This window comes from Mucilaginibacter sp. SG564, from assembly GCF_013149275.1.
GTDB lineage: Bacteria > Bacteroidota > Bacteroidia > Sphingobacteriales > Sphingobacteriaceae > Mucilaginibacter.
This window is the reverse complement of the sequence record NZ_JABGNA010000001.1, coordinates 478,213-496,760: the sequence shown is the minus strand read 5'-3', so window position 1 is coordinate 496,760 and position 18,548 is coordinate 478,213. Positions and strand designations below refer to the sequence as shown.

General features: G+C 43.6%; 12 protein-coding genes and 1 riboswitch. Of the genes, 8 read left to right on the top strand and 4 right to left on the bottom strand.

Annotated elements, in window-relative coordinates; genetic code table 11:
* Window positions 1-6 precede the first annotated feature (6 nt).
* On the bottom strand, window positions 7-2,355 hold the full coding sequence (locus FHW89_RS01695; protein WP_172333273.1) for a TonB-dependent receptor: 2,349 nt from the start codon (window positions 2,353-2,355) through the stop codon (window positions 7-9).
* A gap of 326 nt (window positions 2,356-2,681) precedes the next feature.
* Between FHW89_RS01695 and FHW89_RS01690 the strand changes: the two genes are divergently transcribed.
* Genes FHW89_RS01690 through FHW89_RS01670 form a run of 5 tightly spaced genes read left to right on the top strand, consistent with a single transcriptional unit; the run spans window position 2,682 to window position 7,003 of the window.
* On the top strand, window positions 2,682-3,233 hold the full coding sequence (locus FHW89_RS01690; protein WP_172333272.1) for an HmuY family protein: 552 nt from the start codon (window positions 2,682-2,684) through the stop codon (window positions 3,231-3,233).
* Window positions 3,234-3,250: 17 nt separating this feature from the next.
* Window positions 3,251-4,084: a hemin ABC transporter substrate-binding protein gene (locus FHW89_RS01685; RefSeq protein ID WP_172333271.1), complete on the top strand. Its 834-nt coding sequence runs from the start codon at window positions 3,251-3,253 to the stop codon at window positions 4,082-4,084.
* Between the two features lie 30 nt (window positions 4,085-4,114).
* Complete coding sequence (locus FHW89_RS01680) at window positions 4,115-5,158, top strand: iron ABC transporter permease (RefSeq protein WP_172333270.1); 1,044 nt, start codon at window positions 4,115-4,117, stop codon at window positions 5,156-5,158.
* A gap of 2 nt (window positions 5,159-5,160) precedes the next feature.
* A complete protein-coding gene (locus FHW89_RS01675) occupies window positions 5,161-5,970 on the top strand; it encodes a heme ABC transporter ATP-binding protein (protein WP_172333269.1) in 810 nt (269 codons plus the stop codon).
* 4 nt (window positions 5,971-5,974) lie between these two features.
* Window positions 5,975-7,003: a hemin-degrading factor gene (locus FHW89_RS01670; protein ID WP_172333268.1), complete on the top strand. Its 1,029-nt coding sequence runs from the start codon at window positions 5,975-5,977 to the stop codon at window positions 7,001-7,003.
* A 115-nt stretch (window positions 7,004-7,118) separates the two neighbouring features.
* On the opposite strand, the gene FHW89_RS01665 is transcribed toward FHW89_RS01670, so the two are convergent.
* Both FHW89_RS01665 and FHW89_RS01660 read right to left on the bottom strand, forming a co-directional pair.
* The gene (locus tag FHW89_RS01665; protein WP_172333267.1) at window positions 7,119-8,807 is read right to left on the bottom strand and encodes a sodium/solute symporter; all 1,689 of its coding nucleotides are present in this window, start codon (window positions 8,805-8,807) and stop codon (window positions 7,119-7,121) included.
* Window positions 8,808-8,952: 145 nt separating this feature from the next.
* Window positions 8,953-9,834 carry an inositol oxygenase family protein gene (locus tag FHW89_RS01660; RefSeq protein ID WP_172333266.1) on the bottom strand — a complete coding sequence of 294 codons (882 nt, stop codon included), beginning with the start codon at window positions 9,832-9,834 and terminating at the stop codon, window positions 8,953-8,955.
* A gap of 273 nt (window positions 9,835-10,107) precedes the next feature.
* Between FHW89_RS01660 and FHW89_RS01655 the strand changes: the two genes are divergently transcribed.
* Entirely contained in the window at window positions 10,108-11,142 is a 1,035-nt protein-coding gene (locus FHW89_RS01655) for a LacI family DNA-binding transcriptional regulator (protein ID WP_172333265.1), read from the top strand.
* A gap of 210 nt (window positions 11,143-11,352) precedes the next feature.
* On the opposite strand, the gene FHW89_RS01650 is transcribed toward FHW89_RS01655, so the two are convergent.
* On the bottom strand, window positions 11,353-13,641 hold the full coding sequence (locus FHW89_RS01650; RefSeq protein ID WP_172333264.1) for a GH92 family glycosyl hydrolase: 2,289 nt from the start codon (window positions 13,639-13,641) through the stop codon (window positions 11,353-11,355).
* Window positions 13,642-14,201: 560 nt separating this feature from the next.
* Window positions 14,202-14,310: riboswitch (SAM riboswitch) on the top strand.
* A gap of 121 nt (window positions 14,311-14,431) precedes the next feature.
* On the opposite strand from FHW89_RS01650, the gene FHW89_RS01645 reads away from it, so the two are divergent.
* Both FHW89_RS01645 and FHW89_RS01640 read left to right on the top strand, forming a co-directional pair.
* Window positions 14,432-15,001 carry a TlpA disulfide reductase family protein gene (locus tag FHW89_RS01645; RefSeq protein WP_172333263.1) on the top strand — a complete coding sequence of 190 codons (570 nt, stop codon included), beginning with the start codon at window positions 14,432-14,434 and terminating at the stop codon, window positions 14,999-15,001.
* 361 nt (window positions 15,002-15,362) lie between these two features.
* Complete coding sequence (locus tag FHW89_RS01640) at window positions 15,363-18,545, top strand: SusC/RagA family TonB-linked outer membrane protein (protein ID WP_172333262.1); 3,183 nt, start codon at window positions 15,363-15,365, stop codon at window positions 18,543-18,545.
* Window positions 18,546-18,548 lie beyond the last annotated feature (3 nt).

The window sequence follows — 18,548 nt, the reverse complement described above, 5'->3', positions numbered from 1 at the left end:
TATCTGTTAAAAGAACCGGTAGTTTAATCCGGCCAGTATCATACGGCCAGGTTGCCCGGGCATCAGCATATCCCGGTAGTTAAATAGGTTATCGGCCGTAAGCTGTATGGCCATGTGCTTGTTGAGCAGTGTTTTTTGAACCGATGCGTTGAAAAGGAAAAAGCTCGCCACATAAGTATCATAGGGATCTAAAAAGCCATTTGGTCGGTTTGATTCCTGAAAGCCATACTTACCACGATAGTTTACCCAGAACGTGCCAGTGATACCTTTAGGCTCATATTCATAGTTAAACCTGATATTGGCCATATGGCGCGAACGGTTGGTTAACCCAAAGTAATCAGAAACTTTTGAGCGGCGCTCTTCACTCGTATTAGGGTTATAAACCGTAGCGTAATTACCCGTGCCCGCCTTTATGGAATCAACAACGCCACGATCTTTGGCATAGAGCAATTGGTATCCTGCCGCAATGGTTAAGCCCTTGGCGGCCAACCAGCTCATACCTACATCCAGACCAGAGAGGAATGCCTTATCAATATTAAAATAGGTGAATACCTGCTGCCCCCCTTTTTTGGAAGCCACCTGATCGGTATTGATGAAATTATGAACGTTGTTATAAAAGCCGTTCACATCGATCTTGAACGCGGCAACAGGTGTAAATGTAAAACCAGCACTATATGATACCGAGCGCTCGGGTTTTAAGGCGCTTACTTTAGAAGCATTAGGAAAAACAGCTGATATTTCGCCGGCATCCTGCAATTTTTTTAGTTCTGCCGCAAATTGCTCGGTGCCCAATACGGTATAACCGCCACCAGCAAAATTGGTAAATACTAAATATAGCTGCCTGAAGTCCGGTGTTTTAAATCCTGTAGCTATGGCTGCTTTTAAAACCAGCATTTTTAAGGGCTGATAATTGATGCCAAAACTTGGTGTAAGACTGCTGCCATAACGGCTATGGTGCTCCAGCCTGAATCCGCCTATTACGCCCACTTTATTGCTTACTTTCCAATCGCCCTGGCTGTACAAGAAGGAATTTTGCTGATGTTTGCCGCCAGGGAAAGCGTCATTATCCATGGTTTCATACTGCGTGCCTATACCGCTGGTAACCCTTAAGGAATTAAACCACATTTTAGATGCCTGTACTTCACCGCGGTGCAGATACTGCGTAAAATTATTGCCCGGGGTTACCTGGTTTGAGGTAAGATCAGTAATGTTTTGCCCGGTAGCATAGCGGGTAAGATAATACTGCGATTTAATGCGCAGGCCACTGCTTAAGTTGGTATTCAATACTACCGATCCGTTCAGATCGTCCTCATCCAGTTTATCTGTTGTTGGACTACCGGTATATGATTTATCATTTACAGAATGGCGTGATGCAAACCTGCCGGTAAAATTGAGGGTGTTAACCGTACTCAACATATATTTTGCACGCCCTTGTATGGTATAGCTGGTATATGGTGGTACGGTTTTTCCCTCTGATAGATAAGGATTGGCATTAAAGCCGTCAGTTCGATAATAATTTCCAGCTATATATCCCGAGCCTTTACCATTGGCAAAGGGACTTTCGCCTTCCAGATTGGCATCAACGGTATTGAAGGTTCCGTACCGTACACCTGCCATTCCCTGGCTTTGCGATACGTGCTGACGTGTTACTATATTAACTACGCCAGCCATCGCATCGCTCCCAAATAAACATGAAGAAGCTCCTTTGATGATCTCTATCCTTTCGATATTGGCCACTGTAATGCGCGACAGATCAAAATTACCCGAGTTACGGCCCGTCATGGGTTGGCCGTCTATCAATATCATGGTATAACCGCTATCAAAGCCCTGCATCTGCAAACCAATGGCTCTTGCGCCAGAGCCAATATCATTTACAATGGCCAGGCCGGTTTGCTCTTTCAGCACCTCATCTAAACGTCGGCTGCCCATTTGCTCAATTTGCTTGCGTGTGACCACCATAGATGGCATTGGCGTACGCTGCAGATCAATAAGGTTATCGGGATTATATTTTTTAGCGTTGATGTTTACCTCATTCAACATATTCATATCCGATTCTACGCTGATAGGTAAAACCAGATGCTCATTTGTCTTCAATATGGCCTTAACCACCATGGATCGGTATCCGATAGCATTTACCCTGATATGATAAACTCCAGCGGTGATATTGCTTATAGTATATTTCCCTTTTTCTGTAGTGGCACCACCTTGCCCTGTTTGTATAATAGTAACCGCCGCTCCTGCAACCGCATTGCCCTTATCATCAGTAACCGTACCCTGTATTTGGGCCGATGATGATTGAGCTTGAATATGATTAATGTACAGGAGCATGACGAGTAGTGGTAAAAAGTATTTCATTTAACTTTTCTTATTTTTAATCAGTCTAAATAAGAACAAGACAAAAGTGCTTAGTTTATTTGATACTTTGTTACCGGAATTCGGATTATTTTTTACGACTTTGGGACTATTATTTCGGTAATTATCCTATCTGGATGCCATATTGTAGACCTAAATAATTAAACAAATACTACTTCTCATACAATTAATAAATTAACAATCAATTATTTAATTAAATATCATTGACTTATACTACCAGATATAGGCCCCGAATCACAAAGAGCCGGATTTCATAAATAAACATCACCTTATTTGGAATAATTATAAATAAGAGGTTCATTTGTGTTATGAAAAAGAACACATGCTACAGGAACGTTTTTGTCCTGACTTTAACCATACTATTATATGGCAGCCATATCATGGCACAAACCAGCACCAGAACATTCAAAATGGTAAATGACCAGGATGCGGTTAAGCAAAAAATCTATTTCAATTTTGACAAAGGCCAAAAGGTTGAAGGTGCAGATACGACAGGCAAAGACTGGGACTTTGTTTTTGCCCGCACTGTAATACTGGTTAACAGCGGAACCAGCGGCAAAGGAAATACAACCGCTCAATTGTTAAAAGATGCTTCTTTTGATAAGATCCTTAAGGCTCCAGCAAACGGTTACCTGGAAGACAGCCAGAAAACAAAAGCAATTCCATGGGGCAGTAATAATGGCTGGTACACTTATGATATGACCAATCATAGCATCACTCCTATACCCGGTCGTATTATTATTGTGCACACCAGTTCAGGTAAATATGTTAAGGTTGAGATTCTGAACTATTACAAAAATGGCGATGGTGACCCGGGCTATTACACGTTCAAATACGCCTTTATCGAGCCGGAGAATTAATTATATAGCACAAACACATGAAAAGATATTTTTATCTCCTGCTATTCATAGCCAGGCTTACATTACATTCCAAAGCGCAGGCACAACCTAAGCGTATCGTTACCCTAAATGGTGCTTTAACCGAAACCTTGGACGCATTAGGTTTGGGTAAAAGCATTGTTGCTGTTGATGTTACGAGCACCTGCCCTGCTTATGTCAATACGCTTCCCAAGGTGAGCAAAAACCGCTCTGTATCCGCTGAGGGCTTAATATCCTTTAGTCCGGATGTGGTGTTGGCACCAGATGGTTCGGTATCAAAAGAAATTGAATCTCAAATTAATGCCGCGGGTATTAAACTGGTGCGTATAAAACAGATTTTCACCTTAGATGGCACCTATCAATTTATTAAGGATGTTGCCGCGGCAGTAAATGCTACAGCCAAAGGCGATATATTGATCAAGCAAACCAAAGATAAGGTAGCTAAAGCTCTTGCCCTGGTAAAACAACAGCCTAAAAACGCCAAAGTACTGTTTATTTATGCCCGAGGCCCGGGGGTAATGATGGTAGCCGGTAAAAACACACATATTGATGCTATCATTGGTCTTGCCGGTGGTAAAAATGCGGTAAGCTCTTTTAATGATTTTAAGCCTTATACTACCGAAGCGCTTGTGGAAGCCAATCCCGATGTGATCCTGATGTTCGACTTTGGCTTTAGCAGCCTTGGTGGAATGGATAGCATCCTGAAAATTCCGGGCATGGCACAAACCAATGCGGGCAAAAACAAACGTATTGTACAAATGGATGCCGACCTGCTCATCAATTTCAGCACCAGGCTTGATCAGGCCATTTTACAATTGCACAGCAAAATTTAACTGTAGAGTCAAGAATCAGGACGAAATAACATGCGCAAAGGACTCATATATATTATTCTATCTATCTGTATTTTAATTGCGGGCATTTTTTCGGTTGGATTAGGCGCCGTGCCTATTCCTGCCGGAGAAGTATTTCAGTTGATGCTGCACAAGCTGGGCATTTACCACATGGCTCAGGTGAATGAACAGCATAACGTTATTATCTTTATTGTAAGGTTCCCCAGGCTGTTACTGGCTATTTTGGTTGGTGCTGCGCTTGGCATATCTGGTGCAGCCATTCAGGGCATCTTCCGGAACCCACTGGCCGAACCCGGCCTCATCGGCATATCTGCGGGAGGTACATTGATGGCTGTAGCCATTATCGGGTTAGAAGGGGCTTTATTAACCGGTCTGAGTAATATCTTTGGTTATTATCTTTTAGCTTTTGGCGCGTTTGTGGGCGCGGGTATTACGGCACTGCTCATTTACCAGATATCAAAACACAACGGCAAACCCAATGTAGCTACCATGTTGTTGGCAGGCATTGCTATCAATGCGCTTGCCGGGGCACTTACGGGTCTCATCACCTATTTATCCAGTGAACAGCAGTTACGCAATATTACCTTTTGGATGCTGGGCAGTCTGGGCGGTGCTACCTGGCAAACTGTAACCTGCCTTGCGCCTTTTGTATTGATCCCTGTTCTTTTGTTACCGGCATCGGGCAAGGCCCTGAATGCTTTTGCCCTGGGCGAGATGCAGGCCGGTCACCTGGGTCTTGATGTCAATAAAACCAAGCGCAGGGTTATTCTGCTATCCACTATGGCCATCGGAGCGGCGGTATCACTTACCGGCATCATCAATTTCATGGGCTTACTGGTACCGCACATTGTACGGCTGGTACTGGGTGTTGATAATAAACACGTTATACCGGCATCGGCCCTGCTTGGGGCGCTGACCCTTATTGTAGCCGATATTATATCCAGAACCCTGATAGCACCTATTGAACTACCCATCGGGGTGATCACCGCCTTAATTGGCGCACCGGTATTTCTGTATATCCTCATCAGGGACAAACGTAAACTAAGCTTCGCGTAAATATGCTGACCATAAACAATATAACCTACAGTGTTGGGCAAGCTAAATTACTCAAGGACATATCCTTCAGCATAAAACCTGGCGAAATGGTAGCCATACTGGGTGCCAACGGCGCGGGCAAATCAACCTTATTAAAAATGCTGGCCGGTACCGATCAGCCCGAAAGCGGTTCGGTATCCCTTCATGGCCGGCTTCTGAATAGCTACACACAACTTGAACTTGCCCATCAGCGAACAGTATTAACCCAGCAAAATGTGGTGAGCCTGCCTTTTCTGGTTAAAGAGATTGTGATGATGGGGCGTTATCCGCATTTTCAACATAGCCCGGCGGCCAAAGATTTCCATATCGTACAAACCGCCATGGAGGCCACTGGTGTACAGGCATTTGCCGATCGGCAATACCCTACCTTATCCGGTGGTGAGCAGCAACGGGTTCAACTAGCCCGTTCGCTTGCCCAGGTTTGGGAACAGCCGAATGCGCTACTACTGATGGATGAACCCGTTGCCGGTATGGATATCTTATATCAGCAACAAACACTGGCCATTTTAAGATCGATGGCGCAAAAGAAATTCATCGTGGTAAGCGTCCTTCACGATATGAACCTGGCCTCACAATATGCCGACCGCATTATCATGATGAAACGCGGCCGCAAGTGGTATGATGGTACCCCCGCCGAAGTATTGAACCCTAAATCGGTTTATGAAATATTTGAAATTAAGGCCGATGTATTTACCAATCCATCAACCCTGAAACAGATCATCATGCCGCACGAAATAGTATTTGAACAAAGTAAAACACCTTTAACACACTAACCCTATGGAAACAACAACCAGCACATTAAAAACAAAATACGAAGAATATAAACTGGCCAACCCTAAAAAGCGCATCAGGGATATCGCCGCCGACCTACAGGTAAGCGAAGCAGAATTATTGGCCACCGGACTTGGTGAAACCGTAACTCTGCTGAAAAAAGATTTTGAAACGATCCTTAAACAGGTAAACAGCCTGGGTTATGTGATGGGTCTTACCCGCAACGAATATTGCGTGAGCGAGCGTAAGGGTGTATATGAAAATATATCCTTTACCCCGCATGCAGGTCTGGTATTGGGCGAAGACATTGACCTTCGTTTATTTATGCAGCAATGGCATTTCGGGTTTTCAGTGAAGGAAAATAGGCGCGAAAGTCTGCAGTTTTTTGATCGGCAGGGTACCGCCATACACAAAATATATCTAACCGATACCAGCAATAAAGCTGCTTACGATGACTTGGTACAGCAATTTCAGGATACAGAAAATCCGGAGATCGTAGTGAGCCCGGCGCAAAACTCAACAATAACAGAACTGCCTGATGCTGCTATCGAAACCACCGCTTTTCAGGATGCGTGGAAGGGGATGAATGATAGCCATGAGTTTTTTGGACTGTTGAGAAAATTCAAACTGAGCCGAACACAGGCATTACGCCTTGCCCCTGCCAGATACACTAAAAAAGTTGATCTGCAAGCATTTAAAACCATTGCAGAAACATGCTCCACACAGCAAATACCTGTAATGATATTTGTAGGTAATAAAGGTTGTATCCAGATCCATAGTGGTAACATTACCAAGCTGGTGCCTATGGGGCCATGGTTCAATGTTCTTGACCCGGAATTTAACCTGCACCTGCGCGAAGATATGATAGCTGAAGCATGGCATGTGATCAAACCATCAACAGACGGCGATGTAAATTCTATTGAATTATATGATGCCGATGGCGAAATGATACTGCAAATGTTTGGCAAACGCAAACCTGGTATTCCTGAGCTGACTGAATGGAGAGACCTGGTAAATAATACAAGCAAAGGCTAAAATAGATCATGGTTCATGGTTCATAGATCATGGAAAACACCCTGTGTTAATCTACATGCAAAAAACCATGAACCATGAACTATTATCTATGGACTATAACTCCATGAACTAAAATCTACCAGAACCTGATATAAATGGCTGATAACAATATCAATATCACCGCTATCAGCATAACAGATGATGGCTTTAGCTTAAACATCGATCTTTCGATAACAATAGCTTTAGCATTAACCACATGTCCTTTTAAGCTGATGACGATCATCACCAAACAAGTGATCAGGAACGACCAACTCAGTGAAATAAAGAATGGGATCTCATAAACGCCTTTTGCGTTGTGAAATGCGGAGTAAAATATCGTTTCAGGTCCAAACCACTCAACTGCAAAACTGTTAAAAAATATAGAAGAAGTAATACCTACCAATATCCCGACAATAGCCGCCATAGCAGTGGTTCTTTTCCAAAACATACCCAGCAGAAAAGTAGCTAATACTCCGGGACTTACAAAGGCCGAGTATTTCTGAACAAAGGTATATCCGCCCTCGCCGCTGATGCCTAACACGTCGTTCCAGGTAAACATAACGGCTATAAGCAAACTCATTAAGATGGCCGCTCTGCCTGTCCACACCATGCGGCGTTCGCTGGCGTCTTTCTTGATGTATTTTTTATAGATATCCAGCGTGAAGATGGTAGCTATACTGTTTACCTTACCAGCCAGTGATGCCACTATAGCAGCCGTTAAAACGGCCAGGGATAAACCTTTTAAACCCGACGGCAAAAAGGATAACATGGCAGAATAAGCTCCGTCCTTACCCCCGGCTAACTGCGGCAAATGACCATTTTTATATAGTACAAAGGCCACAATACCTGGCAGCATCACAATTACCGGCATCAATATTTTCAATAAACTGGCAAATAAGATACCTGTACGCGCGGTAGTAATATTGGCACCCAGGGCTCTTTGGGTGATGTATTGGTTACATCCCCAGTAATTTAAATTGCTGATCCACTGCCCAGAAATATACATGGCAAAACCAGGTAAGATCAGGTATTTGGTGATAGTTTCGGTTGATGCTCCTGCCGATGGTTTTTTAAATATCAGGTGAAAATGATCGGGCGCGTTTTTCAATAACAGGTTGAAGCCGGTAAGCACATTGGTGCCAAAGCCAAATTTTTCGCTCACGATGGTTAAGGATAGATAAGTGATAGCCAAACCACCCACTATAAGCACCCCTACCTGTATAACATCGGTATAACCTACCACCTGCATGCCACCCAGCGCAATGATAACCCCAAATATGGCCAAACCAATCATAACCTGGTGAAAATACTCACCACCGAGTAAGCCATTAATGGCCAACGCGCCCAGGTATAATATAGCTGTGAGGTTGATAAAAACATATAAAAGCAGCCAGAATATCGACATCACCAGCGCTACACCGCCATTATACCTGTCCTGCAAAAACTGCGGCATGGTAAATATCTTGTTTTTGATATACACCGGCATAAAAAACACCGCTACAATGATCAGGGCCGCTGCACCCACCCATTCATATACGGCTACGGCTATCCCGGCAAAAAAACCATCACCGCTCATGCCTATAAACTGCTCTGCCGAAATATTGGAGGCAATGATAGAGGCACCAATAGCCCACCAGGTGAGCGATCCTTCGGCCAGGAAAAAGCTATGTGAGCTATTATTGGTTTCTTTTTTACGACGATTATAAATGTAGTACCCGTAACTGGCAACTATGACAAAATAGAAGAAAAAGACCAACAGATCGGCCGTAGAAATGTGTTTCAGCATGAGTTTTTTTGCAATAGGATATTTAGGCCGGTATTTTTTGGCCGGTTCAATTTTTCAAATCTATGAAATAAAATGAATTGACATAACCGCCGGTGATATAATGTCACCAGCGGTTATGCTAATGGGGTATTTGTAGGAAACCCTGTTAGAATTTCAGTGTTGCCGGTAAATATTTGGCAACCAGATCTTCATAGTACGGGCGCAATTTTTTCCAATCCGGTGGAACCGGACTCTTGGAGTAAAGATCATATGGATTAAACAGATCAACAGATTTAAATAACTGGTGATCATGTGGGGTCATTAAATGGCTGTAGGCATTTTCCCGGTGCTGTGGGTAAAACGAGTGGTAACGCAGCATGTACAAAGCCTGCTCGGGCAAGTAAGGCTTCATGATGTGATAAATATACTCATCATGTCCCCAGGTCATGTGTACGTTCTCTAAACCGCAATTGGGCTCATAAACACCATATTTGGTATTGTAACGCGGATCGTGATGATCGGGGTTCAGGTCAAAATACTCTGAGTAAACGATCTTGTCAGAAAAAGCGCAGCCTACCGGGTAGCTATCACCCACTACGGCCCATTGCGGTTCGCCAAACAGGCACAAAACCTTACCCAGGTCATGGAATAAGCCGGTGAGTACCATCCAATCAGGTCGGCCATCGGCACGGATAGCTTCTGATGTTTGCAATAAATGCTGTAACTGATCCAGGTCGGTATCCGGGTCTGAATCGTCAACCAGTTGATTTAAAAAATCAAAGGCTTCCCAAACGGTCATTTCCTGTTTGTCAAACGACAAGTATTGCTGTTTTTTTTGCAATACAAAATCATAGGTTTGGTTGATGTGCTGTAAACGATAAAACTCCCTTACACTATCTTTTGTAGTAGCTTCGTAGTCACGATATGCTTGTGTATCCCTGCCGGCAGCTATGGAATCAGCATCGGGGTAACGGGCTAATATATCATCTTCCCACTCTTCAATAGAATTCAACGGACCTTGCTGCGGTGTTTCGATTATCTTACTCATGATGTTATAATTTAAAAGGAAATATAATTGGTAAACAATCCTTTATAGCTGGTTTTTATAGCTGTGTTATACAAATTTGTCCATTTTTAAAATCAGATTTATCAAAAATGGCGTATTTATTTGCTTAAACGTTTACTTAAACCGTACAAATGACAGCTATCTTAAGCCTACATATTTTAAACGCTATTTTTATTACCTTGCTAAACTTTTTTTTAGTTTAGCGATAAAAATCGCTTAACAGTTAGTTAAAATCCGGAAAAAATCTGTACCCCTATGGCCGAAGCAAAAAGCAACAAAGTAAACATGAAAACACTGGCAAAAGTGTTAAATGTATCTATTGCAACTATATCAAAGGCCTTGCGGGATAGTCATGACATTGGCGAAGAAACCAAGCAAAGGGTTATAGAAACCGCGAAACTACTGCACTATGTACCCAACCCTTACGCCAGCAGTCTCCGGAAACGGTCAAGCAATACCATTGCCATTATTATTCCCGAAATTGCCGACAGCTTTTTTAGCCAGGCTATTAACGGTATCGAGAGCATTGTAGGGCAGGAAAAATACCACGCACTCATCTATTTAACCCACGACAGCTATGAGCGCGAAGCACAGATGTTTGCCGACCTGAGCAGTGGTCGCGTAGATGGGGTGATCATGTCGGTTGCCAGCAATACCAAGGAGATCCGTCATATACAGGAATTGCAGCAGGCCGGTGTGCCTATTGTATTTTTTGACCGGGTTTGTGAGGATATCCCTACCGCCAAGATCAAAACCGACGATTTTAACAGCGCCTATATGGCCACCAAGCACTTGCTTGAACAGGGTTGCAAAAACATTTCGCTGGTTACCATTGAGGGCTATCCCTCTATTTTACAGGCTCGTGAAGGTGGTTACAAAAAGGCACTGACCGAACATCAGGTGAAACACAAAGAGCAAAATATCATCAGCTGCTCCAATAAATATAACCAGGAAAACATTGCCTTTTTAAAAGAGCACATCGACAAAATAAAACCCGATGGCATTATTGCTACGGTTGAACATCTGGCCACAACCACCTACCTGGCCTGTGAGGAACTGAAGCTAAACATCCCTAACGATATCAAAGTGGTTTGTTTTACCAACCAGATCACTGCGGCCATATTGAACCCGCCGCTTACCACGGTTTTACAACCGGCATACGATATGGGCCGCAAAGCAGCCGAGCTTCTGTTTGGTCATCTGGCAGGCAAGCCTATACAGCTGGAAAAGGAAAATATCACGTTGCCATCTAAACTAGTGGTCAGGGATTCTACGCGGGCGGGCGACTAACCACAAATACTACCTGCCGCAGCAAACACACGTTAAGTAAGCACATTCAACAGGCGTAATTTGATTAAAAGTGGGTTTACATGGGTTTACACTTTTCAGGACAAAAATCAATTTAACTATTTGATTATCAATTAGTTAAATAAAAATACACCCAAAATAGTGTAAACCCACTTTTTAACCAAATTTGAGTTCAATCCAACATACGCTATTTTATAGTTTTTGCGGTTTATCGGTCATGGTGAAGGCCAGTGTACCGCCCTCGATGATCTGTTTGTGCGAAATGGTATAATCCTTTATTGGCGTACCGTTGAAGCTTACTTCTTTTACATATTTATTTTTAGCCGAAAGCCCCGTAGCCTTGATGATCAGCTTTTTATTGTGCTGCAGATTCAAAACCATATACGGGAATTGCGGAGCACCTATACTGTAAATGCCAGATGCCGGTGCTACCGGGTAAAAGCCCATTACGTTGAAAATATACCATGCCGAAGTTTGGCCGCAATCATCGTTTCCGTTGATACCGATAGCCGCATTCCTGAAGTTTTGCGATGAAGTATGCTCGCGTACCAGTTCCTGTGTTCTCCAGGGCATACCGCAATAATTAAATAGGTACAGGTAATGGTGTCCCGGCTCGTTATCGGCACGATAATGCCCACCGCTGAAATTCTGGCTCAGCTTATTGGCAAAAGCCTTTTCGCCACCCATCATTTTGATCATCCCCGGTATATCATGCATAGCGCCGAAGGTATAGGTCCACTTGGTACCTTCGGTAAAGCCCGAGTCAGGCTTGACCGAAAAATGCCCGTCGGAGTTACGCGGGGCCATAAAGCCAGTAGCTTTATTGTATACGTTCTCGTAGTTTTTACTCCAGTTAATCAGCTGTTTATAGTCGTCGTCTTTACCCAAACCTTTAGCCACCTGGGCCACGGCATAATCATCGATAGAATACTCAATGGTACGTGAAACTGATTCCCTTGTCTTATCCACCGGTACATATCCCAATTTATGATAATTGGTGAGGCCGCCGCGGGCTTCAAAGCTCGTCCACAGGTCACGATCGCCCCAGCGTTTATGGGTATCACCATCGGGGGCATCGTATGAGTCTTTATGCAGGGCTTCATAAGCCAGTTTGGTATCAAATCCTCGGAAACCTTTTACATAAGCATCGGCCACAACAGCATCACCGTGGGTACCTATCATAATATTGGTATAGGTTGGATTTGGCCACATCGGCATCCAACCTCCCTCCTGGTACATCTGTAGCAGCGATTGCACTATGCCGTCCACCCGTTGCGGTTGGGTAAGCGTTAGCAGCGGGTGCAGCGCCCTGAAGGTATCCCACAAGGAATAATCGTTATAGGATATACCATGATGCACTTTATCATCAAAGGCGCTGTAGTATTTACCATACTCCGAAAACTGCCTCGGAAACAGCATGGTATGAAATAATGCGGTATAGAAAATCGTCCGCTGATCTTTGCTCACACCGCTTAACTGTATAACTTTTAGGGCCTGCTGCCATTGGTCGCGCGTGTTTTTCACTACCCGGTCAAAGTCCCAATCAGGGATCTCTTTTTTAAGGTTTTCGCGTGCCTGATCAATACTGATAAATGAAGTGGCCACTACAACCCTTACCTCATCGTTGGCCTTAGTACGGAAGGATATGAATGCGCCCATGCGGGTACCGTACTGCTCATGACTGCCTTTGCTGATCACCTGTTTATCCCAGGTGCCGTATTTTTTGATCTGCTTGTTGAATTTGATCACAAAATACCCTTTAAAATTCTTCAGCTCAGGACCTAACTGGGCCGATTGCCTGTCGGGGTTATAGCCTGTTATTTCGTTATTTACGGTATCTACATGCACATAGCCTTTCAGCTTTTTCAGTCGCACGGTATAGCCATTGGCCCAATCTTTAAGCTCGGGGTTCAGGTTGATACCTTGTATAATGATATGCGCCTGATCGGCCTTGGGGAAGGTGAACCGGAACATGCCAGAGGTATTGGCACCCGCTATTTCGGCTTTGATCTTGTCTGTGCCGGTCGCCTTTAGCTTTACCGAATAGTAATACGGTTTGGCAACTTCCTCGGTATGGCTATAGGTAAGCGCCCGTTCTTTCGGCAAAACACGCAATTTACCTACTTGCGGCATCACCGAAACATAGCCGTAATCGCCCATCCAAACGGTGGGCTGATGAGTTGCCGTGAACCCAACAACCTTGCTATCCTCATAGTGGTAAACCATGTAGCTCATTTTGTTTTCGCGGCTTTGAGCCACAAAATTGGTCATGGCAAATGGTACGTTTACACAGGGCATAGTACCGCCACCACCATTGCCCGCCTCGAAATCCCTGGCGAAACCTTTTAAAGAAGTCCCTATTATAGGATCAACATAATCAACCTCATCCAGTTGCTTTTTAGGGGTTGTGGTTTGGGCGAAGTTATCCGCGTAAACAAAAACTAGTAAGCCTAACAGGTAAATGCTACGTTTTAATTGCATAGTTAGCAGAAAGTATAATTGGTGAATGATCTGATCACAGACCGAAAACAAATCTCTCATTTTTAAGATCACATTGCTTAAAAATTCTCGAAATATTTACTTAATCGTTTTCCTGATCTTTTGTTTGATGATGATCATGTTTTATTGCATGCCCCTCTTCAAAAACTTTTTAAACCTTGAATTTTAATATTTTTTCAGGCGAAAACAGCGTGAAAAGAGCTTGAAACCGATTAAAAAAATTCCCATTTAACAAATTTCAACCTGTTTTTTTGGTGGTTTTGAAAACTTTAAAAAGTGGCGGATAATTGGTATTCAATGTTCATAAAAAACGCGTCATTGCGGGCGCAGCGTGGCAATCCCCAATTGGCAGAGCCGCTCTGTATAGTTAGGGCTTGCCACGCTGCGCTCGCAATGACGCTTGGTGAGTTTATTTCTCACCTCCTCCCATTTGCCACCAGATTGTAAGAAATAAGCGAAAATTATCAATTTAATATAAAGTCTATGGAATTAGTAGAATTATTTATATGTTTGCAGTCGAAATCGTTCTTTATTTCATTTTTTAATTATCCAGAAAGACTGAGGGAAAGGCCCTGTGATGTCTTAGCAACCTGTACAGATTGTTATAAAGGTGCTAATTCCTATCTGCAAAAATTGCAGAAAAGATAATGATACGTCCACACAATACAGCTATAGCCTGTTTCGATATCCCCCTTCCATCCTTTCTGTTTAATTGAAAAAGTTATTTTTTACCGCCTGCTTAATTATAGAGGGCCCTATTTAATATATTCAAATGAACAACAAATTTTTACTCATAGTTTATCTTTTCCTGTTTACCGGTATTGCTGCCCGGGCACAATCGGCCCAAGCTATTGACTCGGCCAATATCGACCGCGGTTACCTGGTTAAAGTTGGCGAACAGGCCCCTGATGATTTTGAACTGGTACTTACCGATGGTACCAAAACAACTTTAAAGCAATTACGCGGCAAAGTAGTTATACTGCAATTTACCGCCAGCTGGTGCAGCGTATGCCGCCAGGAAATGCCACATCTGCAAAAAGACATCTGGGAAACCTACAAAGACCAGGGACTGGTATTAATCGGTGTCGACCGCGATGAACCTCTGCAAAAAGTGCAGAAATTTCACCACGATATGAAGATCACCTACAACCTGGCGCTTGATCCGGGGGCGAATATTTTTGGAAAATTCGCCAATAAAAAGAGTGGTGTTACCCGCAATGTGGTGATCGATCGTGATGGACGCATTGTTTACCTCACCCGCCTGTATGATACGCAGGAGTTTGCTTCGATGGTAAAAGTGGTGGACGCTTTGGTGAACAATAAAACCGCCTCTGTAAACTAAAATAAATAACCGGGCAGGTGTCGCTTTATGTTGTCACCGTAACTGCTATATCGATTTAACTGATTATCACAACGCGCATGAAAACAAATTACATAACCTTAAACAACGCTATTGTTTTGAACATTTACACTTTAATACCTTCTTCTACCCCTATGTCATCTATGCAAAACATGTGTTGCTGCTGTTAAAACACAGCGTTGCTCGGGTCGGTCAGGCTTTTATCTCAATCAACGCAACACAACCCAACAATCAAAACTTTTACAGTTTAACGGAATGATATAACCGCCCAATTGGCGGGTAAGTAAAACCTTTGATCATTCCCGGTACTGTATGGTATCATTAACATTCACAATCCATTACCATGTTTAAAAATTACAAACTACTACTGGCAATACTGTTGCCTTTTATTTTCATCCAAACGGTTGCGGCGCAATCTGTTAAAATAAGCGGGGTGGTAACCGCCAAGTCAGACGGGCTGCCCCTGCCCGGCGTGAGTGTTTCTGTTAAAGGAACCACCAACGGTGTACAAACCGCCAGTGATGGCCGGTTTAGCCTCAACGCCAAAGTAAATGATGTGCTACGAATAACTTATATTGGTTTTACTACCAAAGAAATACCTGTTACCGGGGCTGATGCATCACTCCACATTATACTGGAGGAGCAAGCCAACGCCCTGAACGAGGTTGTGGTTACCGCTCTCAATATATCTAAAGATAAAAAGACGCTCGGTTATGCCGTACAGGGTCTTAAATCAAAAGATATATCTGAGGCCAAAGAAACCAACCTGGTGAATGCGCTGAGTGGTAAAATAGCAGGTGTAAATGTAACCAACAGCCAGGGCGATATGGGATCGTCACGTATCATTATCCGTGGCGAAACTTCTATTGCAGGCTATAATCAGCCATTGTTTGTGGTTGATGGTTTACCGGTTGATAATACCCAGCAATTGGGTGTAGGCGGTTCAAGGGATTTTGCCAATCCTATTTCAGACATCAACTCCGAGGATATTGAATCCATTTCGGTATTAAAAGGCCCTAATGCGGCCGCGCTTTATGGTTCACGCGCTGGGGCTGGTGTTATCCTCATCAAAACCAAAACCGGTAAAGGCGCCAAAGGCCTTGGTGTTAACATCAACTCCAATACTTCATTTTCGAGCTTATTGGGCCTGCCTAAATATCAAAACGAATACGGACAAGGTTCAAACGGTAAATTCAGCTATGTGGATGGTAAAGGCGGCGGTGTTAATGATGGTGTTGACGAAAGCTGGGGACCCGCGTTAAATGGCCAGCTTATACCGCAGTTTAACTCCAATGGCGTTCCGGTTCCGTTTGTGGCGCATCCCGATAACGTAAAGAATTTTTTCAGAACAGGTGTTACGCTCAACAATGGCGTTTCACTTTCCGGCTCGGGCGATAAATATGATTTCCGTTTAGGCTATAACAACCTGCACCAAACCGGCGTAATTCCCAATACAGAGCAGGGCCGCAATTCATTTATATTGAATGCTACCTATAAAATTACGCCTAAATTAACCTTAACTACCATTGCCAACTATATTAAAGACGATGCCGATAATTTACCGGGCTCGGGCGGTAAACGTGCTACCAGTACCATGCTGCAGTTTACCTGGTTTGGCCGTCAGGTTGATATCAGCCAGCTAAAAAACTACCGCGATGCCAATGGCAATACGTTTAACTGGAACAACAGCTATTATAGCAACCCATACTTCCAGGCTTATGAAAATACCGTGAGCCAAACCCGCAACCGTTTTATTGGTAGCGCGGAGTTGAATTATAAAATCATTGATGGCCTGTCGGCTAATTTCCGTACCGGTACCGATTATTATAATGATCGCCGTAAGATCAGGATAGCTTATGGCACCAATGGTACACCATTCGGCTCGTACGAAGAAGATGCTTATGACGTTACCGAAACCAATACCGAAGGCAGGTTGCAATACACCAAAAAATTAAACGATGATTTCTCGATCGACGCGTTGATTGGTGGTAACATCCGGGTAAATACATTTGAAAATAACGACCAAAAAGCGCCTAAACTGGCGGTTAGCGGCTTATATACCCTGAGCAACTCACGTGATCCGCTGATATCGTCAAACAATTACGGTAAATCAAAAAGGTACAGCTATTTTGCTTCGGGACAAATCGGGTTCAGGAACTATGCGTTTATTAACGTTACAGCCCGTAACGATTGGTCGTCAACCCTTCCAAAAGCCAGTTTAGCTTACTTCTATCCTTCTGTAAACGGCAGTTTGGTATTATCAGAAGCGCTGGATATTAAAAGCGATATATTAAGTTATTTAAAACTACGTGGCGGATGGTCAAAAGTAGGTAAAGACACCGATCCTTACCAGCTGATCAACTTTTACAACTTCACCGCTCCGTTTAACGGAAACCCACAGCAAAGCGCCAACAGCATACAGCTTAACCCTAACTTAAAGCCCGAAATAACAACCTCGGCCGAAGCCGGTTTTGAGCTGGGCTTTTTTAACGACAGGATCCGTTTAGATGCAAGTGTTTATAACACCAACAGTAAAAACCAGATACTTAATGTGAATGTAAGCCAGTCGACCGGATATAGCCAAAAGCTTATCAACGGCGGTACTATTAATAACAAGGGCCTGGAGGTAGTATTAGGTTTAACACCGGTTAAATTAAAAGATTTTAGCTGGGATGTAAACGTAAACTATTCCCGCAACAAGAGCAAGGTACTTTCGTTGTACAATGAAGGCAACCTGCAGAGCTATCTGTTAGGATCTGATGGCACTGTACAGGTACTGGCCGCGGTAGGCAAGCCATACGGCGCTATTTATGGTAACGCTTTTCAGCGTAACGCCAGCGGGCAGGTAATTGTAAATGCCGATGGTACACCTGCCATTAACCCAACTATCCAGTATCTGGGTAAATATACACCAGACTGGCTGGGCAGCATCAACAACAGCTTTACCTATAAAGGCATCAATTTAAGTGTATTGATCGATGCGCACATTGGTGGTTCTATTTACTCAGGCACCAACAGCACAGGCACCTATACCGGTATACTGGCATCTACCCTGCCAGGCCGTGGTACATCTAATGGCGGTATAAGCTATTATTACCCGGGTAACAATACATCATCGGCACCGGTACAGATAAGCGGCAGCGCACCAAATGGCGTAACCGTATATAATGATGGTATTGTGTACAATGGTGTAAAAGCCGATGGCAGTAAAAACACCACCATTTTATCAGCACAGGCATACTATAAAGCTTTAACCAACGCCGATGAGCCATTTGTTTACAGCGCCACCTATGTTAAATTAAGGGAAGTAAAACTGGGTTATACCCTGCCTCAAAAATGGGCCAAAAGCATTGGCTTCCAGGGAGCGTCATTCGCTGTTGTAGGCCGTAACCTGTTGATCATCCACAAAAATGCGCCAAACATCGATCCGGAAACCGCATTTAGTACCGGCAACGCGCAAGGTATGGAAGATTTAACCCTGCCAACTGTACGCAACATTGGTTTTAATGTTAACCTTAAATTCTAATTG